Origin of the sequence: Pseudomonas sp. R3-57, assembly GCF_051132065.1 — a bacterium.
GTDB lineage: Bacteria > Pseudomonadota > Gammaproteobacteria > Pseudomonadales > Pseudomonadaceae > Aquipseudomonas.
The window spans coordinates 4,194,886-4,212,115 of sequence record NZ_CP071655.1; the positions used below are offsets into that span (position 1 = coordinate 4,194,886).

Genomic DNA, 17,230 nt, shown 5'->3' on the forward strand with positions numbered 1-17,230 from the left:
AGGGCGGATCCTGTGGCGAAGGGAGATTTCAGGGGCGCGAAGGATAGCGCATTCTCTGCTTCGCCACAGTCCGGCTGGGCGGATTTCAGCCCAACAGTTTCTCGAGTTGCGCGGTGGTATCGACGGCACCCATGGTCCGCGCTGCGTCGAGCGCGGTAACGCCATTGGCATCCTTGGCCTTGGGATCGGCGCCCTTGCTGATCAGGTAATCGACGATTTCCACGCGATTGAACATCGCCGCCATCATCAATGCGGTACGGCCATCAAAGGACGAACCTTCGATCTCGGCGCCTGCTTCGACCAACGCTTTGACCACCGCCAGATCGCCTTTGAATGCGGCGCCGGCAATCGGGCTCTGGCCGTTGCCATTGCGCATTTCCGGATCGGCCTTGTGCTTGAGCAGCACGTTCACGGCGTCGACGTGGCCGTAATAGCTGGCGAGCATCAGCAAGGTGTCGCCCTTGCTGTTTTTCAGGTTCACCGGCAAACCGGCCGTCACCAAACGATCAAGCATTTCGGCATCACCGTCACGCGCCTTGTTGAAGACCTGCTCGGTGAATTCGGCGGCTTCTTCCGGGGTCATCTGGCGGCTTTGGTCGGACATGGGGCAACTCCACTTCGGTCAATCGGAAAGCCGACAGTTTCCCGAGGCAGAGGAAAACTGTCACCCTCTTTTTCCACAGCGCAGCGATAGCCGAAATCAATAACGATGCTTGCCTTCGAGAATTTCCGCCAGCACCTGCTCGGTGACTCGGCTATACGTCTGCGTGCCGGGCAGCCACGCATAAATCGGGTCGCCCCCCGTCTGGCCGGGGTCGAAGCCTTCATTCTTGAGACGGGTTTTCTGGTATTTGAAGGTGCCGGTGGTTTCCATTTTCACCTTGACCCGCAAGAACAACGGCACCGCATAGGACGGCAGGCGTTCGCGGGCGAAGGTCAGCAGCTCGGCGAAATCCAGCGTTGCCAGGGATTCCGCCGGGGTGATGGCCGCCATCCCGGCGCGGCCGTTGGTGTTGTGGATCTCCACGCCATACGCCACTGCCTCGGAGATATGCGGGTGTTGCAGCAACAGGTTTTCGACTTCGGTGGTCGAGACGTTCTCGCCCTTCCAGCGATAGGTGTCGCCGAGACGATCGACAAACTGCGCATGACCGAAACCAATATTGCGCAGCAGATCGCCAGTGTTGAAATAGCGGTCACCCTTGTTGAACACGTCTTGCAGCACGACCCGGGCAGTCTTCTGCGGATCGGTGTAACCGTCCAGCGGCGCTTTTTCGTCGATCCGCGCCAGCAACAGCCCCTTCTCGCCCTTGTCGACCTTGCGCATGAAACCATCGGCGCTGCGCAGCGGCTCGCCACTGTCGTGATCGTAGGCCACCAGCTCCCAGGCCATCAGCGAGAAACCGATGGTGTTGTCGAAGTTGAGCACGTTGGTGAAGCCGATATTGCCGTCGCTCGCCGCGTACAGCTCGCAGATGTGCTCGACGGCAAAACGGCCCTTGAACTCGGCCCATGCGCCGGGGCGCAGACCGTTGCCGATCATCTTGCGTACATCGTGACGACTGTCGTCGGCACTCAGGGGTTGATCGACCAGATAGCGGCACAACTCACCGACGTAGCCGATGGTGGTTGCGCGGTAGCGGCGTACGTCGCTCCAGAACTGACTGGCGCTGAACTTGCGCCGGATCGCAAAGCCCGCGGCGCCGTTGACCGCCGAACCCCAACACACGCACAGACCGGTGGCGTGGTACAGCGGCAAGGTGCAATAGACGACATCGTCAGGGCCCATGTCGAGGGCGATCATGCCGAAACTGGCAGAGCTGCGCATCCAGCGCCCATGTTTGAACACCCCGGCCTTGGGCAAACCGGTGGTGCCGGAGGTGTAGATGTAGAAACACGGATCGTCGCAGAAGATCTGCCGGCTGCTCGGCGGATTTTCGCTGCTGGCATCGGCGCTGGCGCTGATCAGATTGATGTAGCCTTCAGGCGCGATGCCTGGATGGCTGTAGGTGTCCTGATCGGCCACAAACCAGATGCGCTGTGCGCCAATCGATACTTGCTCGCGAACGGCGGCAAAGGCAGGCAGCAATTCTTCGCCGACCACGATCGCCACCGGCGCGACCAGGTTGACGCTGTGAATCAGCGTATCGCGGGTCTGTGCGGTATTGAGCAAGGCACTGACCGCGCCGACCTTGGCCAGCGCCAGGATGGTCACGAGCAATTCCGGGCGGTTCTCGATGAACACCGCCACTACGTCGCCCTTACCGATGCCCTGCCCGCTCAGGTAGTGAGCGATGCGATTGGCCCATTGATTGACCTGCGCGTAAGTCAGCCGCAGATCGCCCTGCATCAATGCCGGGCCGTCGGGGTTGCGCAGCGTCGCTTGTTCGAACGTCCAGCCGAGACCACAGCTCTGCGTCGGGTCCGTGACGCTGGCCGCTTTCATGCCTTTGACCACCCGCGGGATGGCTTTGGCAATCATCGGCAGCTTGCGGAGCATCATGCCCCAGGTAATCGTGTCGCTTGGCGCGTGACGCATGAAAGCTCCCCGTTCGACCTTGGCTGGCCGATGTTTTTATTGTCGGGCATGGCTTGAAGCAACCGGCGCCTTCGAACGCGGGTCGAGCTTGAAAATACGTCAGCGCTTCGCGGGCTGTACACGCGGTTTTTGCAATGTTTTGTATCCGCCGGTCGTGCGGCCACAGCGAGGATCTTCACTCCGGCATTTGGTTCCATGGTGCCAGGAATAATCCCGCAAAATGCAGGATGCACGATGGCCATTCATGCAGTTTGCACGACAGCCAAAAATCAGACCACTTGTAAGGCATTGTTTTAAAAGGATTTTTAAAAAGATAAATGCTGGCACAATCGCTGCAACCTCCTATGCATGCTTGCCATTCAAGTACATACGGAGCTGATGACATGAGCCTGATTCAAGAAAAATTTACATCGCTGTTCTCCAACTACGAAGTCAGCACTGCCCCACGTCCTGACGGTGGCATCCTGCTCACTCTGCGTAGCAGCGACGGCAAAGTCTTCAAACGCGCACTCTCGTATCAGCAACTGCACGCTGGCGACCAACTGTCGTGGGCGATCAGTGCAATCCGTCGTGACCTGGCCGAACAAGCCAGTGAGCTGCCGCAAATTGCAATGCTGCAAAGCCAGCAGCGTTTTGCCCTGCCGACGTATCACTCGCTGTAATTCGCTTTAAACAAAAACAGGCCGTGAAGCATGCGCTTCACGGCCTGTTTGTTTTTGTCCGCCACAAAACCCTGTGGGAGCCAGCCTGCTGGCGATTGCGGTGGGTCAGGCGACATCTGTTTTGCTGATCTGCCGCTATCGCCAGCAGGCTGGCTGGCTGGCTCCCACATTGGGCCGTGTGTGAGTTCTTAGAAGGCTTCGGGTTCGATGCCAGTAAAGCTATCGACAGTAATGTGGCTTCCCAGCTCCCCACCGTCACGCGCCAGTCCACAGGTCTGCAGGCCAGCGGCTTGCGCAGCGTCCAGTTCTTCGACGATATCCGAAAGAAACAGGATTTCCTCCGCCTCGGCACCCAGCGCTTGCTGGATGTTGGTGTAAGACTGCGCCTCGCGCTTGCCGCCTGACGTGGTGTCGAAGTAACCACTGAACAGCGGCGTCAGATCCCCCGCCTCCGAGCAGCCGAATATCAGCTTCTGCGCCTGTATCGAGCCGGACGAGTAAACAAACAGTTGATAACCGGCCTGATGCCAACGTTGCAGGGCTTCAACGGCATCCGGGTAAACATGCCCCTTCAACTGCCCGGCGTGATAACCCTCGGCCCAGACCATGCCCTGCAAGGCCTTGAGCGGCGTGGCCTTGCGATCTTCGGCGATCCAGCCAAGGAGGATTTCAACAACCCGTTCAATGTCCGCGTTCGGCTCGTTGCTCTCGCGGCGCACGGCATCGAGCTGTTCGGCGACATCGGCACGCTCGGCGTTCTGGCGCACGAAGTCCGGCAGATGTTTGGCCGCGTACGGAAACAGCACGTCGAAGACGAAACTGACCGCGCTGGTGGTGCCTTCGATATCGGTGAGGATGGCTTTGATCGACACGGGCTCAATCCTCCAGACGCGGGAAGCGGCCGGCGATGTCTTCGCCGGTGAAATTGGCAACCCAGCCTTCCGGGTTGTTGAACAGACGGATCGCGACAAAGTGTGGATGTTCGCCCATGTCGAACCAGTGCTTGGTGCCTGCCGGAACCGAGATCAGATCGTTCTTCTCGCAAAGCACCGCATAGACGTAATCGTCGATGTGCAGGGTAAACAAGCCGCGACCGGCGACGAAAAATCTGACTTCGTCTTCGCCGTGCCGATGTTCTTCAAGGAACCTGGCGCGCAATTCGGCTTTTTGCGGATGATCGCTGTTGAGGCTGATCACATCGACGGTGATGTAGCCACGCTCGGTCATCAACTGGTCAATCTGCTTTTTATACGCGCTGATCACTTCTTCCTGGGTGGCGCCTGGCTGAATCTTCGCCGCGGCTTGCCAGCGGTCGAAGCGCACGCCCTGCTCGGCCAGTGTCGAGGCGATGTCTTCGAAATGGGTCAGCACCTTGTTGGGAATTTCAGGGCTGGAAACGTGGTAAACGGACAGGCTGCTCATGGGCAATTCCTCGGTATCGGCCTTGCCGTCCGGCTCTTGCAGACCGGTCGGGCAGTGCGTTTCATCAGGGCAAACGGGCTGCTTGTGGTGAAGTCAGCCCTGGCGGTTCATGACGCTGCGGGTTTTCAGCTCGCATTCAAACAGAAATTCAAAGGCCTCGATCTGCCGCAGCGCGTCGCTCATCTGCGCGCCCCAGGTGTACAGGCCGTGGCCGCGGATCAGGTAGCCGACGCAATCGGGATGGGCGTCGAGCCAAGGCTGCACCTTGGCGGCGAGGCGCGCAATGTCCTGATCGTTGTCGAAAATCGGCACACGCACCCGCGATTCGTGGGTCGAGACGCCGCTGAAGGCTTTTTGCAGCTCGTAGTCTTCGAACTCAATAAAGTCGTCCGGCGTCAGGCGCGACAGCACCGTGGCGTTCACCGAATGGGTGTGCAGCACCGCGCCGATCTCCGCGCGCCAGCTGTAGAGCTGGGTGTGCAGCAGGGTTTCGGCGGAGGGCTTTTTGCCCGGTTCCAGACTGTTGCCAGAGAGATCGGTGGCGAGCACATCGCCCAGGCCCAACTGGCCCTTGTGCTTGCCCGACACGGTCAGCAGCGCTTCGCTCGGCGACAGGCGCGTCGAATAGTTGCTGCTGGTGGCCGGCGACCAGCCGCGGCCATAGAGAAAGCGCCCGGCGTCGACGATTTGCTGAGCGAGTTGTTCACGGGTAAGGCTCATGGCCTGTCCTCTTGCATACGTGTGGCAATGATAACGGCCGCGGCGAGCGCCGCGAGACTGGCAATACTGAAGGTCAATGTCGCGCCCAGGGCGTTCCAGCTGTAGCCGGAATACAACGCGCCGAGCGCACCGCCGGTGCCGGCCAGCGCTGCGTACAGCGCCTGGCCCTGGCCTTGTTGTCGTGCGCCGAAGCTACGTTGCACGAACGCGATGGCAGCGGCGTGAAAGCTGCCGAACGTCGCCGCGTGCAGCACCTGGGCAAACAGCAGCACCCAAAGAAATTCGGCGAACGTGCCCAGCAGCACCCAACGCAGCGCCGCCAGCAGAAAACTCGCCATCAGCACCTGGCGCAGGGAAAACCGCGCCAGAATCCGGCTCATGGCCATGAACATCAGCACCTCGGCCACCACTCCCACCGCCCATAGCATGCCGATCACGCCGCGACTGTAACCGAGTCGTTCAAGGTGCAAGGTCAGAAAGGTGTAATACGGGCCGTGGCTCATCTGCATCAGCGCCACACAGGCATAAAATGCCAACACTCCCGGATTGCGCAACTGCTTGAGAAAGCCCTCGCCGCTCGCCCGGTTGCCTTGCGGCGGCTGCGCGTTCGGCACCCACAGGCTGCTGAGGACGATGCCGGCCATGATCAATACCAGAGCCGCCGGGTAGATATCCAGGCTCAGCCATTCGAACAATCGGCCCAGTGCGACCACGGTGATGATGAAACCGATCGAGCCCCACAGGCGGATCTGGCTGTAGCGCGAAGTCTGGCCCTGCAAGTGCGCCAGGGTGATGACTTCGAACTGTGGCAGCACCGCATGCCAGAAAAACGCATGCAGGGCCATGACCATCGCCAGCCACGCGTAGCTCTTGCTGATGAAAATCAGCGAAAAGGTCAGCAGCGTGCACACCGCGCCAAAGCGCACGATGGCCAGACGCCTGCCGGTGTAGTCGCCGAGCCAGCCCCAGATGTTCGGCGCCACGCAGCGCATCAACATTGGGATCGCCACCAGCTCACCGATGCGCGCCGCGCTGAAGCCGAGATGATCGAAGTACAGCGCCAGAAACGGCGCCGTCGAACCGAGCAAGGCGAAATAGAACAGATAGAAACTGGACAGCCGCCAGTACGGAAGCGCCGCCACGCTCAGGCCGCGGCGTTCGACGAGTCAGCCATCAAAGCTGACCCAGCACCGGAGTGCTCACGCGCACATCGGCGTTCTGCCCACGGTGGCGCAGCAGGTGATCCATCAGCACGATGGCCATCATTGCCTCGGCAATCGGGGTGGCACGGATGCCGACGCACGGGTCGTGACGGCCCTTGGTGATCACGTCGACCGGGTTGCCGTGAATGTCGATCGAACGGCCCGGGGTAGTAATGCTCGATGTCGGCTTCAACGCCAGATGCGCGACGATCGGCTGGCCCGAAGAAATGCCACCGAGAATGCCGCCGGCGTTGTTGCTGAGGAAACCTTCCGGGGTCATTTCATCGCGGTGCTCGGTGCCGCGCTGGGCTACCGAGGCGAAACCGGCGCCGATTTCCACGCCCTTGACCGCGTTGATGCTCATCAGTGCGTGAGCCAGTTCGGCGTCGAGACGGTCGAAGATCGGCTCACCCAGACCGGGCATGACGCCTTCGGCAACCACGGTGATCTTCGCCCCGACCGAATCCTGATCGCGACGCAACTGATCCATGTAGGCTTCCAGCTCCGGCACCTTGTCCGGGTCAGGGCTGAAAAAGGCGTTTTCTTCCACCGAATCCCAGGTCTTGAACGGGATTTCGATCGGGCCGAGCTGGCTCATGTAGCCACGAATGACGATGCCCTGGCTGGCCAGGTATTTCTTCGCAATCGCCCCGGCCGCCACGCGCATCGCGGTTTCCCGCGCCGAGCTGCGACCGCCGCCGCGATAGTCGCGTTCGCCGTATTTGTGATGGTAGGTGTAGTCGGCGTGGGCCGGGCGGAACAAATCCTTGATCGCCGAGTAGTCCTTGGACTTCTGGTCGGTGTTGCGGATCAGCAGGCCGATCGAGCAACCGGTGGTGCGCCCTTCGAACACGCCCGAGAGGATTTCGACTTCATCGGCTTCCTGGCGCTGGGTGGTGTGGCGGCTGGTCCCCGGCTTGCGGCGATCGAGGTCGCGCTGCAGATCTTCCAGGGAAATCTCCAGGCCCGGCGGGCAGCCGTCGACAATGGCGACCAACGCCGGACCATGGCTTTCGCCAGCGGTGGTGACAGTGAACAACTTGCCGTAGGTATTGCCGGACATGCAGGACGCTCCGTGAAATCAAACCCGAATTCTTGATGCGCGCCAGTATACGCAGGCTAACCGAGTAGTTCATCCTCGAACCTTGGCGGTGTTGGCGAGTCCAACCGGCACCTTGGCGAATGATGGCGTGATGATGCTGCGAGTTTTGATCTTGAGTCTTACCCTGTTCACGGGCTTTGCCCAAGCGACGGTCCTGCAACGCCCGATGACTTTGACTACGGGCAGCGGCGAACTTTTCGGTTCACTGTTGCTGCCAAAGTCTGACAGCCCGGTACCGGTTGTCCTGATCATTTCCGGCTCCGGTCCTACCGATCGTGACGGAAACAACCCCGACGGCGGGCGCAATGACAGCCTCAAGCGTTTGGCCTGGGTGCTGGCCAAACACAACATTGCCAGCGTGCGTTACGACAAACGCGGAGTGGCCGCGAGCCTCGCCGCGACGCCGGACGAGCGCAATCTTTCGGTGGAGGCTTATGCGGCGGACGCTGTGGCGTGGGGGCAGAAACTCAAGGCCGACCCGCGTTTCGGCCCGCTGATCGTCCTTGGTCACAGCGAAGGTGCGCTGATCGCCAGCCTCGCCGCGCCAAAGCTCGATGCCGCAGCGGTGATTTCCCTGTCCGGCAGCGCTCGACCGGTCGATCAGGTGATCCGCGAACAACTGGCGCGCAGCCTGCCACCGCCGCTGATGCTGCGCAGCAATGAGCTGCTCGACAGCCTCAAGGCCGGCCGTACCGATGACAATGTTCCGCAGCCGTTGCAGGTGATTTTCCGCCCGAGCGTGCAGCCGTACCTGATTTCGCTGTTCCGCCAGGATCCTGCCAAAGCCTTCGCGCAGTTGCAGATGCCGGCGCTGATCGTTCAGGGCAGCAATGATATTCAGGTCGGCACCGAAGACGCGAAGCTGCTCAAGGCCGCCAAACCGGATGCGCAACTGGTGGTGATCGAAGGCATGAACCACGTGCTGCGCATCGTTCATAACGACATGAAACGGCAATTGGCCTCGTACAAGGACCCGAATTTGCCGCTGGCTGCCGAGCTTGGTTCGGCGATCCTCGGTTTTATTGACGGACTTCGCACCCGTTAACCGCTGTTAGCCCTCCAGTCCTTGAAAAAACGGCCGATAAGCCTTTGTCGCCAGCGCAACGGCTGGTGACAAGCAGGGCATGGACAGGATCGCGCCGTTATGACTGATACCCAGACTTCACCCGACACCACCGCTGAAAAAGACGCACCGCCAGCGGTCGAGCTGCCGTGGGCGGATGTTCACGCCGAGCACCACAAGATGCTCCGCCTGGCGCCGCTGCAGACCGATCGCCATACCGGCGGCCGGCCGCTGCGCTTCGTCGAATTCGGTTACGCCGAGCGTCACAGCAAAGAACACAGCCTGATGCGCATGGCGATCAAACTGCCCGGCCAGCGCGTGCGCAAGGAACAGAACGTCCTCGACGTGTGGGCCGACCACGCCACCAAGCGTGTGCGTTTCGGCCCCGACAGCGGCTTGCAGATCGAACCGCTGAACCGCGGCATCGGCCGTTTCATCGCCGCGCAGGGCATCAACTGGGCGAAAAAACGCTGGCCCGGCTACACCGTCGACGGCATGGACCTGAACAACAAGGACGCGCTGAACGAAGACACGCGCCTGCGTCGCGATCACTTTTTGCGGGTACACGGTTTTGATGTCGCGTACGCCGATGCCCAGCATCTCAAAGGCAGTATCAAGACTGTGCAGGTCGGTGATCTGCTCGGCGACTGGAACAGCGAAAAGCTGCAGATCGTCGAGATTCTTGAAGCGGCGCAGATGCTTCAGCAGGCCGAGCAGAATCTGGCCGAGCAGGAAGTGAAACTGAAAAAACAGGAAGAAAAGGTCAGCAAGTTCAAGCGCGAAGACGCCGGGCTGCGTTTCACCATTACCTGTCTGGTGGCGTTTGCGGTGTTTCAGGCGGGGCTGTTGATCTGGATTGCTACGCACCGGTAAAGATTCAAGACCGAGGCGGTCCCATCGCGGGCAAGCCACGCTCCCACAGCTTATGCGCCGTACCCGAATGTTGCGGTACACACAAAAACCTGTGGGAGCGGGCTTGCCCGCGATTGATCGTTCCCACGCTCTGCGTGGGAATGCAGCCCGGGACGCTCCGCGTCCCAAAAGCGGACGCAGAGCGTCCATTGAGGCATTCCCACGCGGAGCGTGGGAACGATCTGTCACAACCTTAAACGCGGGACGCGAACAAGGCCTGATGCGCGCGGCACTGCTCCGCCGTAAGCATGAACACACCATGCCCGCCGCGGGCGAATTCCAGCCAGGCAAAATCCACTTCCGGGTACAACGCCTCGACGTGCACCTGGCTGTTGCCGACCTCGACAATCAGCAAGCCCTTCTCGGTCAGATGATCCGCCGCTTCGGCGAGCATGCGCCGCACCAGGTTCAAGCCATCATCGCCACAGGCCAGGCCCAGCTCAGGCTCATGCTGATATTCGTCCGGCATGTCGGCGAAATCTTCCGCGTCCACGTAAGGCGGATTCGACACGATCAGGTCGAAACGCTGCCCTGGCAAACCATCGAAACCATCGCCCTGCACGGTATAGACACGTTCATCAACGCCATGGCGCTCGATGTTCTGATTAGCCACTTCCAGCGCTTCGAACGACAAATCCGCCAACACCACCTCGGCGTTCTGGAATTCGTAGGCGCAGGCGATACCGATGCAACCGGAACCGGTGCACAGGTCAAGAATCCGCGCCGGCTCGCTACCGAGCCACGGTGCAAAGCGGTTCTCGATCAACTCGCCAATCGGCGAACGCGGAATCAACACGCGATCATCGACGATAAACGACATGCCGCAGAACCACGCTTCGCCCAGCAGGTACGCGGTAGGAATGCGTTCTTCGATGCGACGCTTGAGCAGGCGCTGCAGGTTGACCAGTTCGTCGTCTTCCAGTGCGCAATCGAGGTAGCTGTCGGCGATTTCCCATGGCAGGTGCAGCGCACCCAGCACCAGTTGCCGGGCTTCGTCCCAGGCATTATCGGTGCCATGGCCGAAAAACAGATCCTCCCCATGGAAGCGGCTGACGGCCCAACGAATATGGTCGCGCAGGGTACGAAGTCGGGAAGTGATCACGGGGCAGAACTCCTGAAAAAACGACTGGCGATTCTAACAGCCAAAACGCGTGACGACGACGCAGGAAAACCACTGCGGCGACGGTAGGAGTTTTCTGTTTTTTGCATCAGCTATTGAACAGAAGGTGTAACTTGACAAGGCTGCAGGCCAATAACGACGGCGCCTACGATGGTAGCGATTCACAGAAGCGCTCAGCCAGAGGACAATGTCGCAAAAGCCCCACCCCAAGGAGCCCCAGAATGTCCGTTCCAAAAACGATGTTTCAACTCAGCGGTCGCGGTTACGCAGCGGCCACACTGAGCCATGCCACCGTGGTCATCATCGATGCCCAGAAAGAATATCTCAGTGGCCCGCTGGCCCTGAGCGGCATGGACGCGGCCGTCGCGAACATCAAACAACTGGTTGCCGCAGCCCGTGCCGCCGGTCGGCCGATCGTGCACGTGCGTCATCTCGGCACCGTTGGTGGCCTGTTCGACCCGCAGGGCGAGCGCGGCGAATTCATCCCCGGCCTGGAACCACAGGGTGACGAAACCATCATCGGCAAACTGCTGCCGAGTGCGTTTCACGGCACCGAATTGCTCGACCGCCTGCAGAACCTGGGTTCGCTGGACCTGATCGTCTGCGGCTTCATGAGCCATTCCAGTGTCAGCACCACGGTGCGCGCAGCGAAGAATCTGGGTTTTCGCTGCACCCTGGTCGAAGACGCCTGCGCGACGCGCGACCTGCCGTTCAAGGGCGGCGTGCTCAAGGCCGAGCAAGTCCAGGAAGCCGAAATGGCGATCATGGCGGACAACTTCGCCACCCTCGCCCTGACGCAAGACCTGATCTGATCTGCGCGGATGAGTGGCTTGCGGCGCCGCTCATCCATTAAGCCCGTTGATTTGCCGCAAATGCCATAGCCTCAGGAACAACCCGGTCAACTCCCGGTCGAAGGGCCGATACCCATTGAGGAAGGTCGGAATGAAGTTATCCGATGGATTTGACGCACGCCGCTTGCGGCCCAAAGGCCAAAGCAACTGGCGTTTTCGATTCGGCGCTGCGATCGCTGCCATTCTGGCGACGTTCGGCGTGCTGCTGGCGATGGCCGGGGCGGCCAGCCTGCTCGGACGCCCGCCGGCGCTGGGTGACTTGAACGCCACGCCGATGGGCTCGGCGATCATTCTGGCGGTCGGCTTGCTGTTTCTGTATTTCGGTGTCGCCCTGTGGCGCCGTTGCCGCCGTCGCGCACGGCAATCGCGGGAACTGAACATGTCCCCGCATCTGATGAAAAAACACGACTGACCGACGGCCTGGCTTTTTGCCGGGCCGTTTTGTTTCGACTTGGGTAAACTGGCCGCCCTTCGCGGAGGCTGACATGCAAGACGACGATTTTTCCCTGTTCAAAAGTGCCATCCAAGGCGTCAAGCCGATCAAGCACGACCGCGCCGACACCGGCAAACCCAAGGCTGACCGCGCGCAGATCGCCAAATTGCGCCAGTCCGCCACCGTGCGCAGCAACACCACCATCATCGACGGCCTGTCCGACCAGTTCGTGATCGACGTCGGCCCGGAAGACGAGCTGATGTGGGCCCGCGACGGGGTGCAGGAAAGTCAGATGCGCAAGCTCAAGATCGGCCAGATCCCGTTCGAAGGCAGCCTCGACCTGCATGGCATGAGCGTCGAGAAGGCCCGGGAAACCCTCTGGGCCTTTCTGGCCGAAGCGACGAAATTTGAAATCCGCTGCGTGCGCGTGACCCACGGCAAGGCTGTGCGTCTCGATGGCAAGCGGCCGATGATCAAAAGCCACGTCAACACCTGGCTGCGCCAGCACGCCCAGGTACTCGGTTTTTGTTCCTGCCAGGCGAAACACGGCGGCGCCGGCGCGGTTTACGTGATGCTCAAACGCACCATGATGGAAGGTCGCGACGAATAATCGCGTCACACCGAACTTGCAGGGTTGTGTCCGCCGCCGTACCCTTGCCGCTTGCGAAAATCCCCCCACAGGTAGTTTCATGTCCCTGGAACAGAATTACACCGCGATTCTCGGCCAACTGGGCGAGGACGTCTCCCGCGAGGGCCTGCTCGACACGCCAAAGCGTGCCGCCAAAGCCATGCAGTACCTCTGCCGCGGTTATGAACAGACGCTCGAAGAGGTCACCAACGGTGCCCTGTTCAGCTCCGACAACAGCGAAATGGTGCTGGTCAAGGACATCGAGCTGTATTCGTTGTGCGAACACCACCTGTTGCCGTTCATCGGCAAGGCGCATGTGGCCTACATCCCGAGCGGCAAGGTGCTGGGCCTGTCCAAGGTTGCGCGGATCGTCGACATGTACGCTCGCCGCCTGCAGATTCAGGAAAACCTCAGCCGCCAGATCGCCGATGCCGTGTTGCAGGTGACCGGTGCGCTGGGTGTGGCCGTGGTGATCGAGGCCAAGCACATGTGCATGATGATGCGCGGCGTGGAGAAGCAGAACTCGTCGATGATCACCTCGGTGATGCTCGGTGAATTCCGCGAAAACGCCGCGACCCGCAGCGAATTCCTCAGCCTCATCAAGTAATTCGCCGTCGCAGAAAAAACCGGCTTTCATCGCCGGTTTTTTTTCGTCCGCGAAAAATCGGGTAAGCTGCGCGCCTTTCTCAATTCGCACCGTGAGGCTTTCAACGTGTTCGTCAAAGCGCTTCGTGTCGGCCTCGGCCAACTGGTTATCTTCGCCGACTTCATCACCCGCCCGGGCAAAAAACAGCGCCCCGCCGTGGCTCAGGCGCAAGTCGACGCCGCCGCCAGGGACCTGACCCTGTATCAGTTCCATGCCTGCCCGTTTTGTGTGAAGACTCGTCGCGCCCTGCGTCGTCTGAATGTGCCAGTGGCGCTGAAAGATGCGAAGAACAACGAACAGGACCGTCAGACCCTGCTGGAACAGGGCGGCCGCATCAAGGTGCCTTGCCTGCGGATTGAAGAGAATGGCCAGACGACCTGGATGTATGAGTCCAAGGTGATTATTGATTATCTGGACAAGCGCTTCGCTGCGGTCTGATGGTTGGGCGGAGTTGCTGATGGCCCCATCGCTGGCAAGCCAGCTCCCACATTGATCTGTGGCGTTCAAAAAAACTGTGGGAGCTGGCTTGCCAGCGATGAGGCCTTCCCAGGCACCACAAATTCTGGACAAAAATAAACCGGCCTTCGAGCCGGTTTGTTTTTTCACGCCGCTTTATCGATCTGCGCTTGCCGAATCACCGCCGCCAATCGCTTCAGCCCTTCATCCAGCCGCGCCGGGTCGATGTGGCTGAAGTTCAGGCGCAGATGCCCAAGGTGATTATCCGGATCCGGGAAAAACGGCTCACCGGGCATGAACGCCACATCATTGGCCAAGGCATCGTTGAGCAACGTTCGCGTGTCCAGCGGCTGCTTGAGTGTCAGCCAGAAAAACAGCCCGCCCTGCGGCATCTCCCATTCGGCCAGGTCAGCAAAGTGCTTTTCCAGCATCGCCTGAAAGGCATCGCGCCGCTGCCGGTAGAACCCGCGCAGCTCGCTTAAATGCTGCTGGTACTTATCGCTGCCAATCCACTGCAACGCCTGCCACTGGCCGATGCGGTTGGTGTGCAGATCGGCCGATTGCTTGAGTTTCAGCAGATGCGGAAACAGGTCTGGGCTGGCGATCAGATAGCCGACGCGCAATCCCGGCAGCAGGGTTTTCGACACGGTGCCGGTGTAGATCCAGCTGGCGCTTTGCAAGCGGCCGGCGATCGGTCTGGCGCTGGCGCCGTCGAACGTCAGTTCTCGGTAGGGTTCGTCTTCGATCAGCGTCACGCCGAATTCATCGAGCAACGCAGCGACGGCGGCACGCTTGGCTTCGCTGTAGCGTACGGCGGACGGGTTCTGGAAGGTCGGGATCAGGTAGATGAATGCGGGACGATGCTGTTCCAGGCGCTGGCGCAATTGCGCCAGATTCGGGCCGTCGGCCTCTTGCGCGACGGTCAGGCAATCGGCGCCGAACAGCTGGAAAATCTGCAGCGCGGCGAGATAGGTCGGCGCTTCCAGCAAAATTTCCGTGCCCTTGTCGATGTACAGCTTCGCCGCCAGATCGAGGGTTTGCTGGGAACCGCTGACCACCAGCACCTGACTGGCCTGACAGTCCAGCCCAAGCGCCCTCGCCTGCGCCGCCAAGGCTTCACGCAAGGCCGGTTCGCCTTCGCTCATGCCGTACTGGCCGAGCGACAGCGGCATGTCGGCCCACTCGACTTTCGGCAGCATGGCCTCGGCGGGCAAGCCACCGGCAAACGACATCACCTCAGAACGCTGGGCGGCAGCAAGGATTTCGCGGATCAAAGAACTTTTAAGGCGCGTGACACGTTCGGAAAAAGCCATGGAAGTCACCGGTAGCGAGGCGTGAGGAAAATAAGTCAAACTGCTTGACTGAAATTACGCCAACGTGAGCGAGTACGTCAACATGCTTGACCTTAAAAACCCGACCAGCCAACAACACGCGATGGAAGCGTTTTTCTTCGGCTATCAGGCGTTCACTGCCAAGGCAGACGAAATGCTCGAGCGTCGCGGACTGTCGCGGGTACATCAGCGCATCGTGTTTTTCATCGCGCGTTACCCGAATCTGAGCGTGAAGGAATTGCTCGCGCTGCTTGGGGTGAGCAAACAGGCGCTGAACATGCCGCTGCGCCAGTTGCAGGAAATGCATCTGGTCGACAGCGTGGCGTCGCAGACCGACAAGCGTAAGCGCCTGTTGGAGCTGACAGCGGAAGGCGCAAAGTTCGAGCAGGCGCTGCGCCGCGAGCAGGTGAAATTACTCGAGCGGGTGTTTGCCGAGGCTGGCGAGGCGGCGGTGAATGGCTGGCTGGCGGTGAATGTGGCGCTGGGCAAAAGCCAGACAGTTGTTGATTGACTGTACCGGCCCCATCGCCAGCAGGCTGGCTCCCACATTGGCCTGTGCGGGCCATATATCCCTATCAATGGAAAAACTGAAGACAAAACCAAAAACAATATTTGCTTTATTTGTACACAAAAGCATAATCCACAGCGTGCGAGTTCCTGACCGCATGGTCAACAAATTCGCGTATGCCTCAAAGGGCCGCTGCCACCCCTCATGGGTCCGGCCCTGGAAATAACAATAAAACTCTTGAGGAGTACCGCTGTGGAAAGCCGCAAATCCGAAGCATCGCCGCTGGATCTCTCGCCGCCCTTACGCACTGGCCTGCTGGAGCGTCTGTTTAAACTCAGCTTGCATGGCACCACGGTGAAGACCGAGCTGATTGCCGGTCTGACAACCTTCATCACCATGGCTTACATCATTTTCGTCAACCCGAACATCATGGCCGATGCCGGGATCGATCACGGTGCAGCCTTCGTCGCCACCTGTATCGCCGCTGCGCTGGGCTGCCTGTTGATGGGCCTGTACGCGAACTGGCCGGTGGGTCTGGCGCCGGGCATGGGCCTCAACGCATTCTTCACCTACACCGTCGTCGGGACCATGGGCTACAACTGGGAAACCGCACTGGGCGCGGTGTTCGTTTCCGGTGTGCTGTTCATGATCCTGACGTTCTCGCGCATTCGCGAATGGCTGCTCAACAGCATCCCGGTCAGCCTGCGCTTTGCGATGGGCGCCGGCGTCGGCCTGTTTCTCGGGCTGATCGGTCTGAAAACCGCCGGCATCGTCGTCGATAGTCCGGCGACCCTGATCAAACTTGGCTCGCTGCGCGAACCCGGCCCGCTGCTCGCCGCGATCTGCTTTTTGATGATCGCGATCCTCAGCTACCACAAAGTTTTCGGCGCCATTCTCATCAGCATCATCACCGTCACCCTCGCCGGTTGGGGCCTGGGCATCGTTCACTATCAAGGCATCATGTCCGCCCCGCCGAGCCTGGCGCCGACCTGGATGGCCATGAACGTCGCCGGCGTGTTCAACGTCAGCATGATCAGCGTGGTTCTCGCCTTCCTGTTCGTGCACATGTTCGACACTGCCGGCACGCTGATGGGCGTCGCCCAGCGCGCCAATCTGGTCAACCCAGACGGCCGCATCGAAAACCTCTCCCGCGCGATGAAAGCCGACAGTGCCTCCAGCGTATTCGGCGCGGTGGTCGGTGTTCCGCCGGTCACCAGCTACGTGGAAAGTGCTGCCGGCGTGGCCGCGGGTGGTCGGACTGGTCTTACCGCCGTGACCGTAGGTGTGCTATTTATAGCGGCAATGTTTTTCGCACCGCTCGCCGGCATGATTCCCGCGTATGCCACTGCCGGTGCACTGATCTACGTCGCGATGCTGATGATGGGCGGCATGGCCCATATCGAATGGGACGAAGCCACCGACGCGATTCCGGCCATCGTCACGGCGATCATGATGCCGCTGACCTTTTCGGTCGCCGACGGCATCGCACTGGGCTTCATCACCTACGTGGCGTTGAAGGCCGGTACCGGCAAGTACAAGGAAATTTCCGTCAGCCTGTGGGTGCTCTGCGCGATCTTCATCGCCAAGTTCCTCTTCCTCTAAGCGCTGCGCGGTCCGGTTTCCAGACAGCCCCAC

At 60.4% G+C, this 17,230-nt stretch carries 19 protein-coding genes; 10 read left to right on the forward strand and 9 right to left on the reverse strand.

The annotated features are described in order from the left end of the window. Positions 1–85: 85 nt before the first annotated feature. Positions 86–604, reverse strand: a complete 519-nt coding sequence (locus tag J3P93_RS18805; protein ID WP_203421344.1) for an ankyrin repeat domain-containing protein — start codon at positions 602–604, stop codon at positions 86–88. Positions 605–700: 96 nt separating this feature from the next. Beyond that, positions 701–2,539: a long-chain-acyl-CoA synthetase gene (locus J3P93_RS18810; RefSeq protein ID WP_434590616.1), complete on the reverse strand. Its 1,839-nt coding sequence runs from the start codon at positions 2,537–2,539 to the stop codon at positions 701–703. Between the two features lie 383 nt (positions 2,540–2,922). Here J3P93_RS18810 and J3P93_RS18815 point away from each other — a divergent pair, with 383 nt between their 5' ends. Then, entirely contained in the window at positions 2,923–3,201 is a 279-nt protein-coding gene (locus J3P93_RS18815; RefSeq protein WP_016773780.1) for a DUF3509 domain-containing protein, read from the forward strand. 188 nt (positions 3,202–3,389) lie between these two features. Here the strand turns inward: J3P93_RS18815 and mtnC are convergent, their stop codons facing one another. The 5 genes from mtnC to aroC form a co-directional block, all read right to left on the reverse strand. Continuing rightward, the gene (gene mtnC, locus J3P93_RS18820; RefSeq protein ID WP_434590620.1) at positions 3,390–4,073 is read right to left on the reverse strand and encodes an acireductone synthase; all 684 of its coding nucleotides are present in this window, start codon (positions 4,071–4,073) and stop codon (positions 3,390–3,392) included. A 4-nt stretch (positions 4,074–4,077) separates the two neighbouring features. Next, on the reverse strand, positions 4,078–4,623 hold the full coding sequence (locus tag J3P93_RS18825) for a 1,2-dihydroxy-3-keto-5-methylthiopentene dioxygenase (RefSeq protein WP_434590622.1): 546 nt from the start codon (positions 4,621–4,623) through the stop codon (positions 4,078–4,080). 93 nt (positions 4,624–4,716) lie between these two features. Next, a complete protein-coding gene (locus tag J3P93_RS18830; protein WP_434590624.1) occupies positions 4,717–5,343 on the reverse strand; it encodes a methylthioribulose 1-phosphate dehydratase in 627 nt (208 codons plus the stop codon). Next, positions 5,340–6,485 (reverse strand): MFS transporter, encoded by a 1,146-nt coding sequence (locus J3P93_RS18835; RefSeq protein ID WP_434590626.1) that lies wholly within the window; start codon positions 6,483–6,485, stop codon positions 5,340–5,342. The genes J3P93_RS18830 and J3P93_RS18835 overlap by 4 nt, the downstream gene beginning before the upstream one ends. Positions 6,486–6,516: 31 nt before the next feature. Beyond that, positions 6,517–7,608, reverse strand: coding sequence for a chorismate synthase (gene aroC / locus J3P93_RS18840; protein WP_077571784.1), 1,092 nt, complete (start codon positions 7,606–7,608; stop codon positions 6,517–6,519). A 130-nt stretch (positions 7,609–7,738) separates the two neighbouring features. Between aroC and J3P93_RS18845 the strand changes: the two genes are divergently transcribed. Together J3P93_RS18845 and J3P93_RS18850 are read left to right on the forward strand one after the other, a co-directional pair. Further along, the gene (locus J3P93_RS18845; protein ID WP_434590629.1) at positions 7,739–8,692 is read left to right on the forward strand and encodes an alpha/beta hydrolase; all 954 of its coding nucleotides are present in this window, start codon (positions 7,739–7,741) and stop codon (positions 8,690–8,692) included. Positions 8,693–8,791: 99 nt separating this feature from the next. Continuing rightward, positions 8,792–9,583, forward strand: coding sequence for a hypothetical protein (locus tag J3P93_RS18850; RefSeq protein WP_434590632.1), 792 nt, complete (start codon positions 8,792–8,794; stop codon positions 9,581–9,583). 232 nt (positions 9,584–9,815) lie between these two features. Here J3P93_RS18850 and prmB read toward each other — a convergent pair whose 3' ends face one another. Continuing rightward, on the reverse strand, positions 9,816–10,724 hold the full coding sequence (prmB, locus tag J3P93_RS18855) for a 50S ribosomal protein L3 N(5)-glutamine methyltransferase (protein WP_332761782.1): 909 nt from the start codon (positions 10,722–10,724) through the stop codon (positions 9,816–9,818). A gap of 239 nt (positions 10,725–10,963) precedes the next feature. On the opposite strand from prmB, the gene J3P93_RS18860 reads away from it, so the two are divergent. The 5 genes from J3P93_RS18860 (at position 10,964) to J3P93_RS18880 (ending at position 13,738) form a co-directional block, all read left to right on the forward strand. After that, positions 10,964–11,554, forward strand: a complete 591-nt coding sequence (locus tag J3P93_RS18860) for a cysteine hydrolase family protein (RefSeq protein ID WP_090282502.1) — start codon at positions 10,964–10,966, stop codon at positions 11,552–11,554. 130 nt (positions 11,555–11,684) lie between these two features. Beyond that, complete coding sequence (locus tag J3P93_RS18865; protein ID WP_007914024.1) at positions 11,685–12,005, forward strand: hypothetical protein; 321 nt, start codon at positions 11,685–11,687, stop codon at positions 12,003–12,005. Positions 12,006–12,078: 73 nt separating this feature from the next. Beyond that, positions 12,079–12,636 (forward strand): Smr/MutS family protein, encoded by a 558-nt coding sequence (locus J3P93_RS18870; protein ID WP_090282501.1) that lies wholly within the window; start codon positions 12,079–12,081, stop codon positions 12,634–12,636. Positions 12,637–12,715: 79 nt separating this feature from the next. Beyond that, positions 12,716–13,261 carry a GTP cyclohydrolase I FolE gene (folE, locus tag J3P93_RS18875; RefSeq protein WP_003236739.1) on the forward strand — a complete coding sequence of 182 codons (546 nt, stop codon included), beginning with the start codon at positions 12,716–12,718 and terminating at the stop codon, positions 13,259–13,261. A gap of 105 nt (positions 13,262–13,366) precedes the next feature. After that, positions 13,367–13,738 (forward strand): glutathione S-transferase N-terminal domain-containing protein, encoded by a 372-nt coding sequence (locus tag J3P93_RS18880; protein ID WP_434590638.1) that lies wholly within the window; start codon positions 13,367–13,369, stop codon positions 13,736–13,738. A gap of 164 nt (positions 13,739–13,902) precedes the next feature. On the opposite strand, the gene J3P93_RS18885 is transcribed toward J3P93_RS18880, so the two are convergent. Next, positions 13,903–15,069 carry a PLP-dependent aminotransferase family protein gene (locus J3P93_RS18885; RefSeq protein WP_434590641.1) on the reverse strand — a complete coding sequence of 389 codons (1,167 nt, stop codon included), beginning with the start codon at positions 15,067–15,069 and terminating at the stop codon, positions 13,903–13,905. A gap of 82 nt (positions 15,070–15,151) precedes the next feature. On the opposite strand from J3P93_RS18885, the gene J3P93_RS18890 reads away from it, so the two are divergent. Both J3P93_RS18890 and J3P93_RS18895 read left to right on the forward strand, forming a co-directional pair. Beyond that, positions 15,152–15,598 (forward strand): MarR family winged helix-turn-helix transcriptional regulator, encoded by a 447-nt coding sequence (locus tag J3P93_RS18890; RefSeq protein ID WP_434590644.1) that lies wholly within the window; start codon positions 15,152–15,154, stop codon positions 15,596–15,598. Between the two features lie 249 nt (positions 15,599–15,847). Continuing rightward, positions 15,848–17,197 (forward strand): NCS2 family permease, encoded by a 1,350-nt coding sequence (locus J3P93_RS18895; protein ID WP_434590647.1) that lies wholly within the window; start codon positions 15,848–15,850, stop codon positions 17,195–17,197. Positions 17,198–17,230 lie beyond the last annotated feature (33 nt).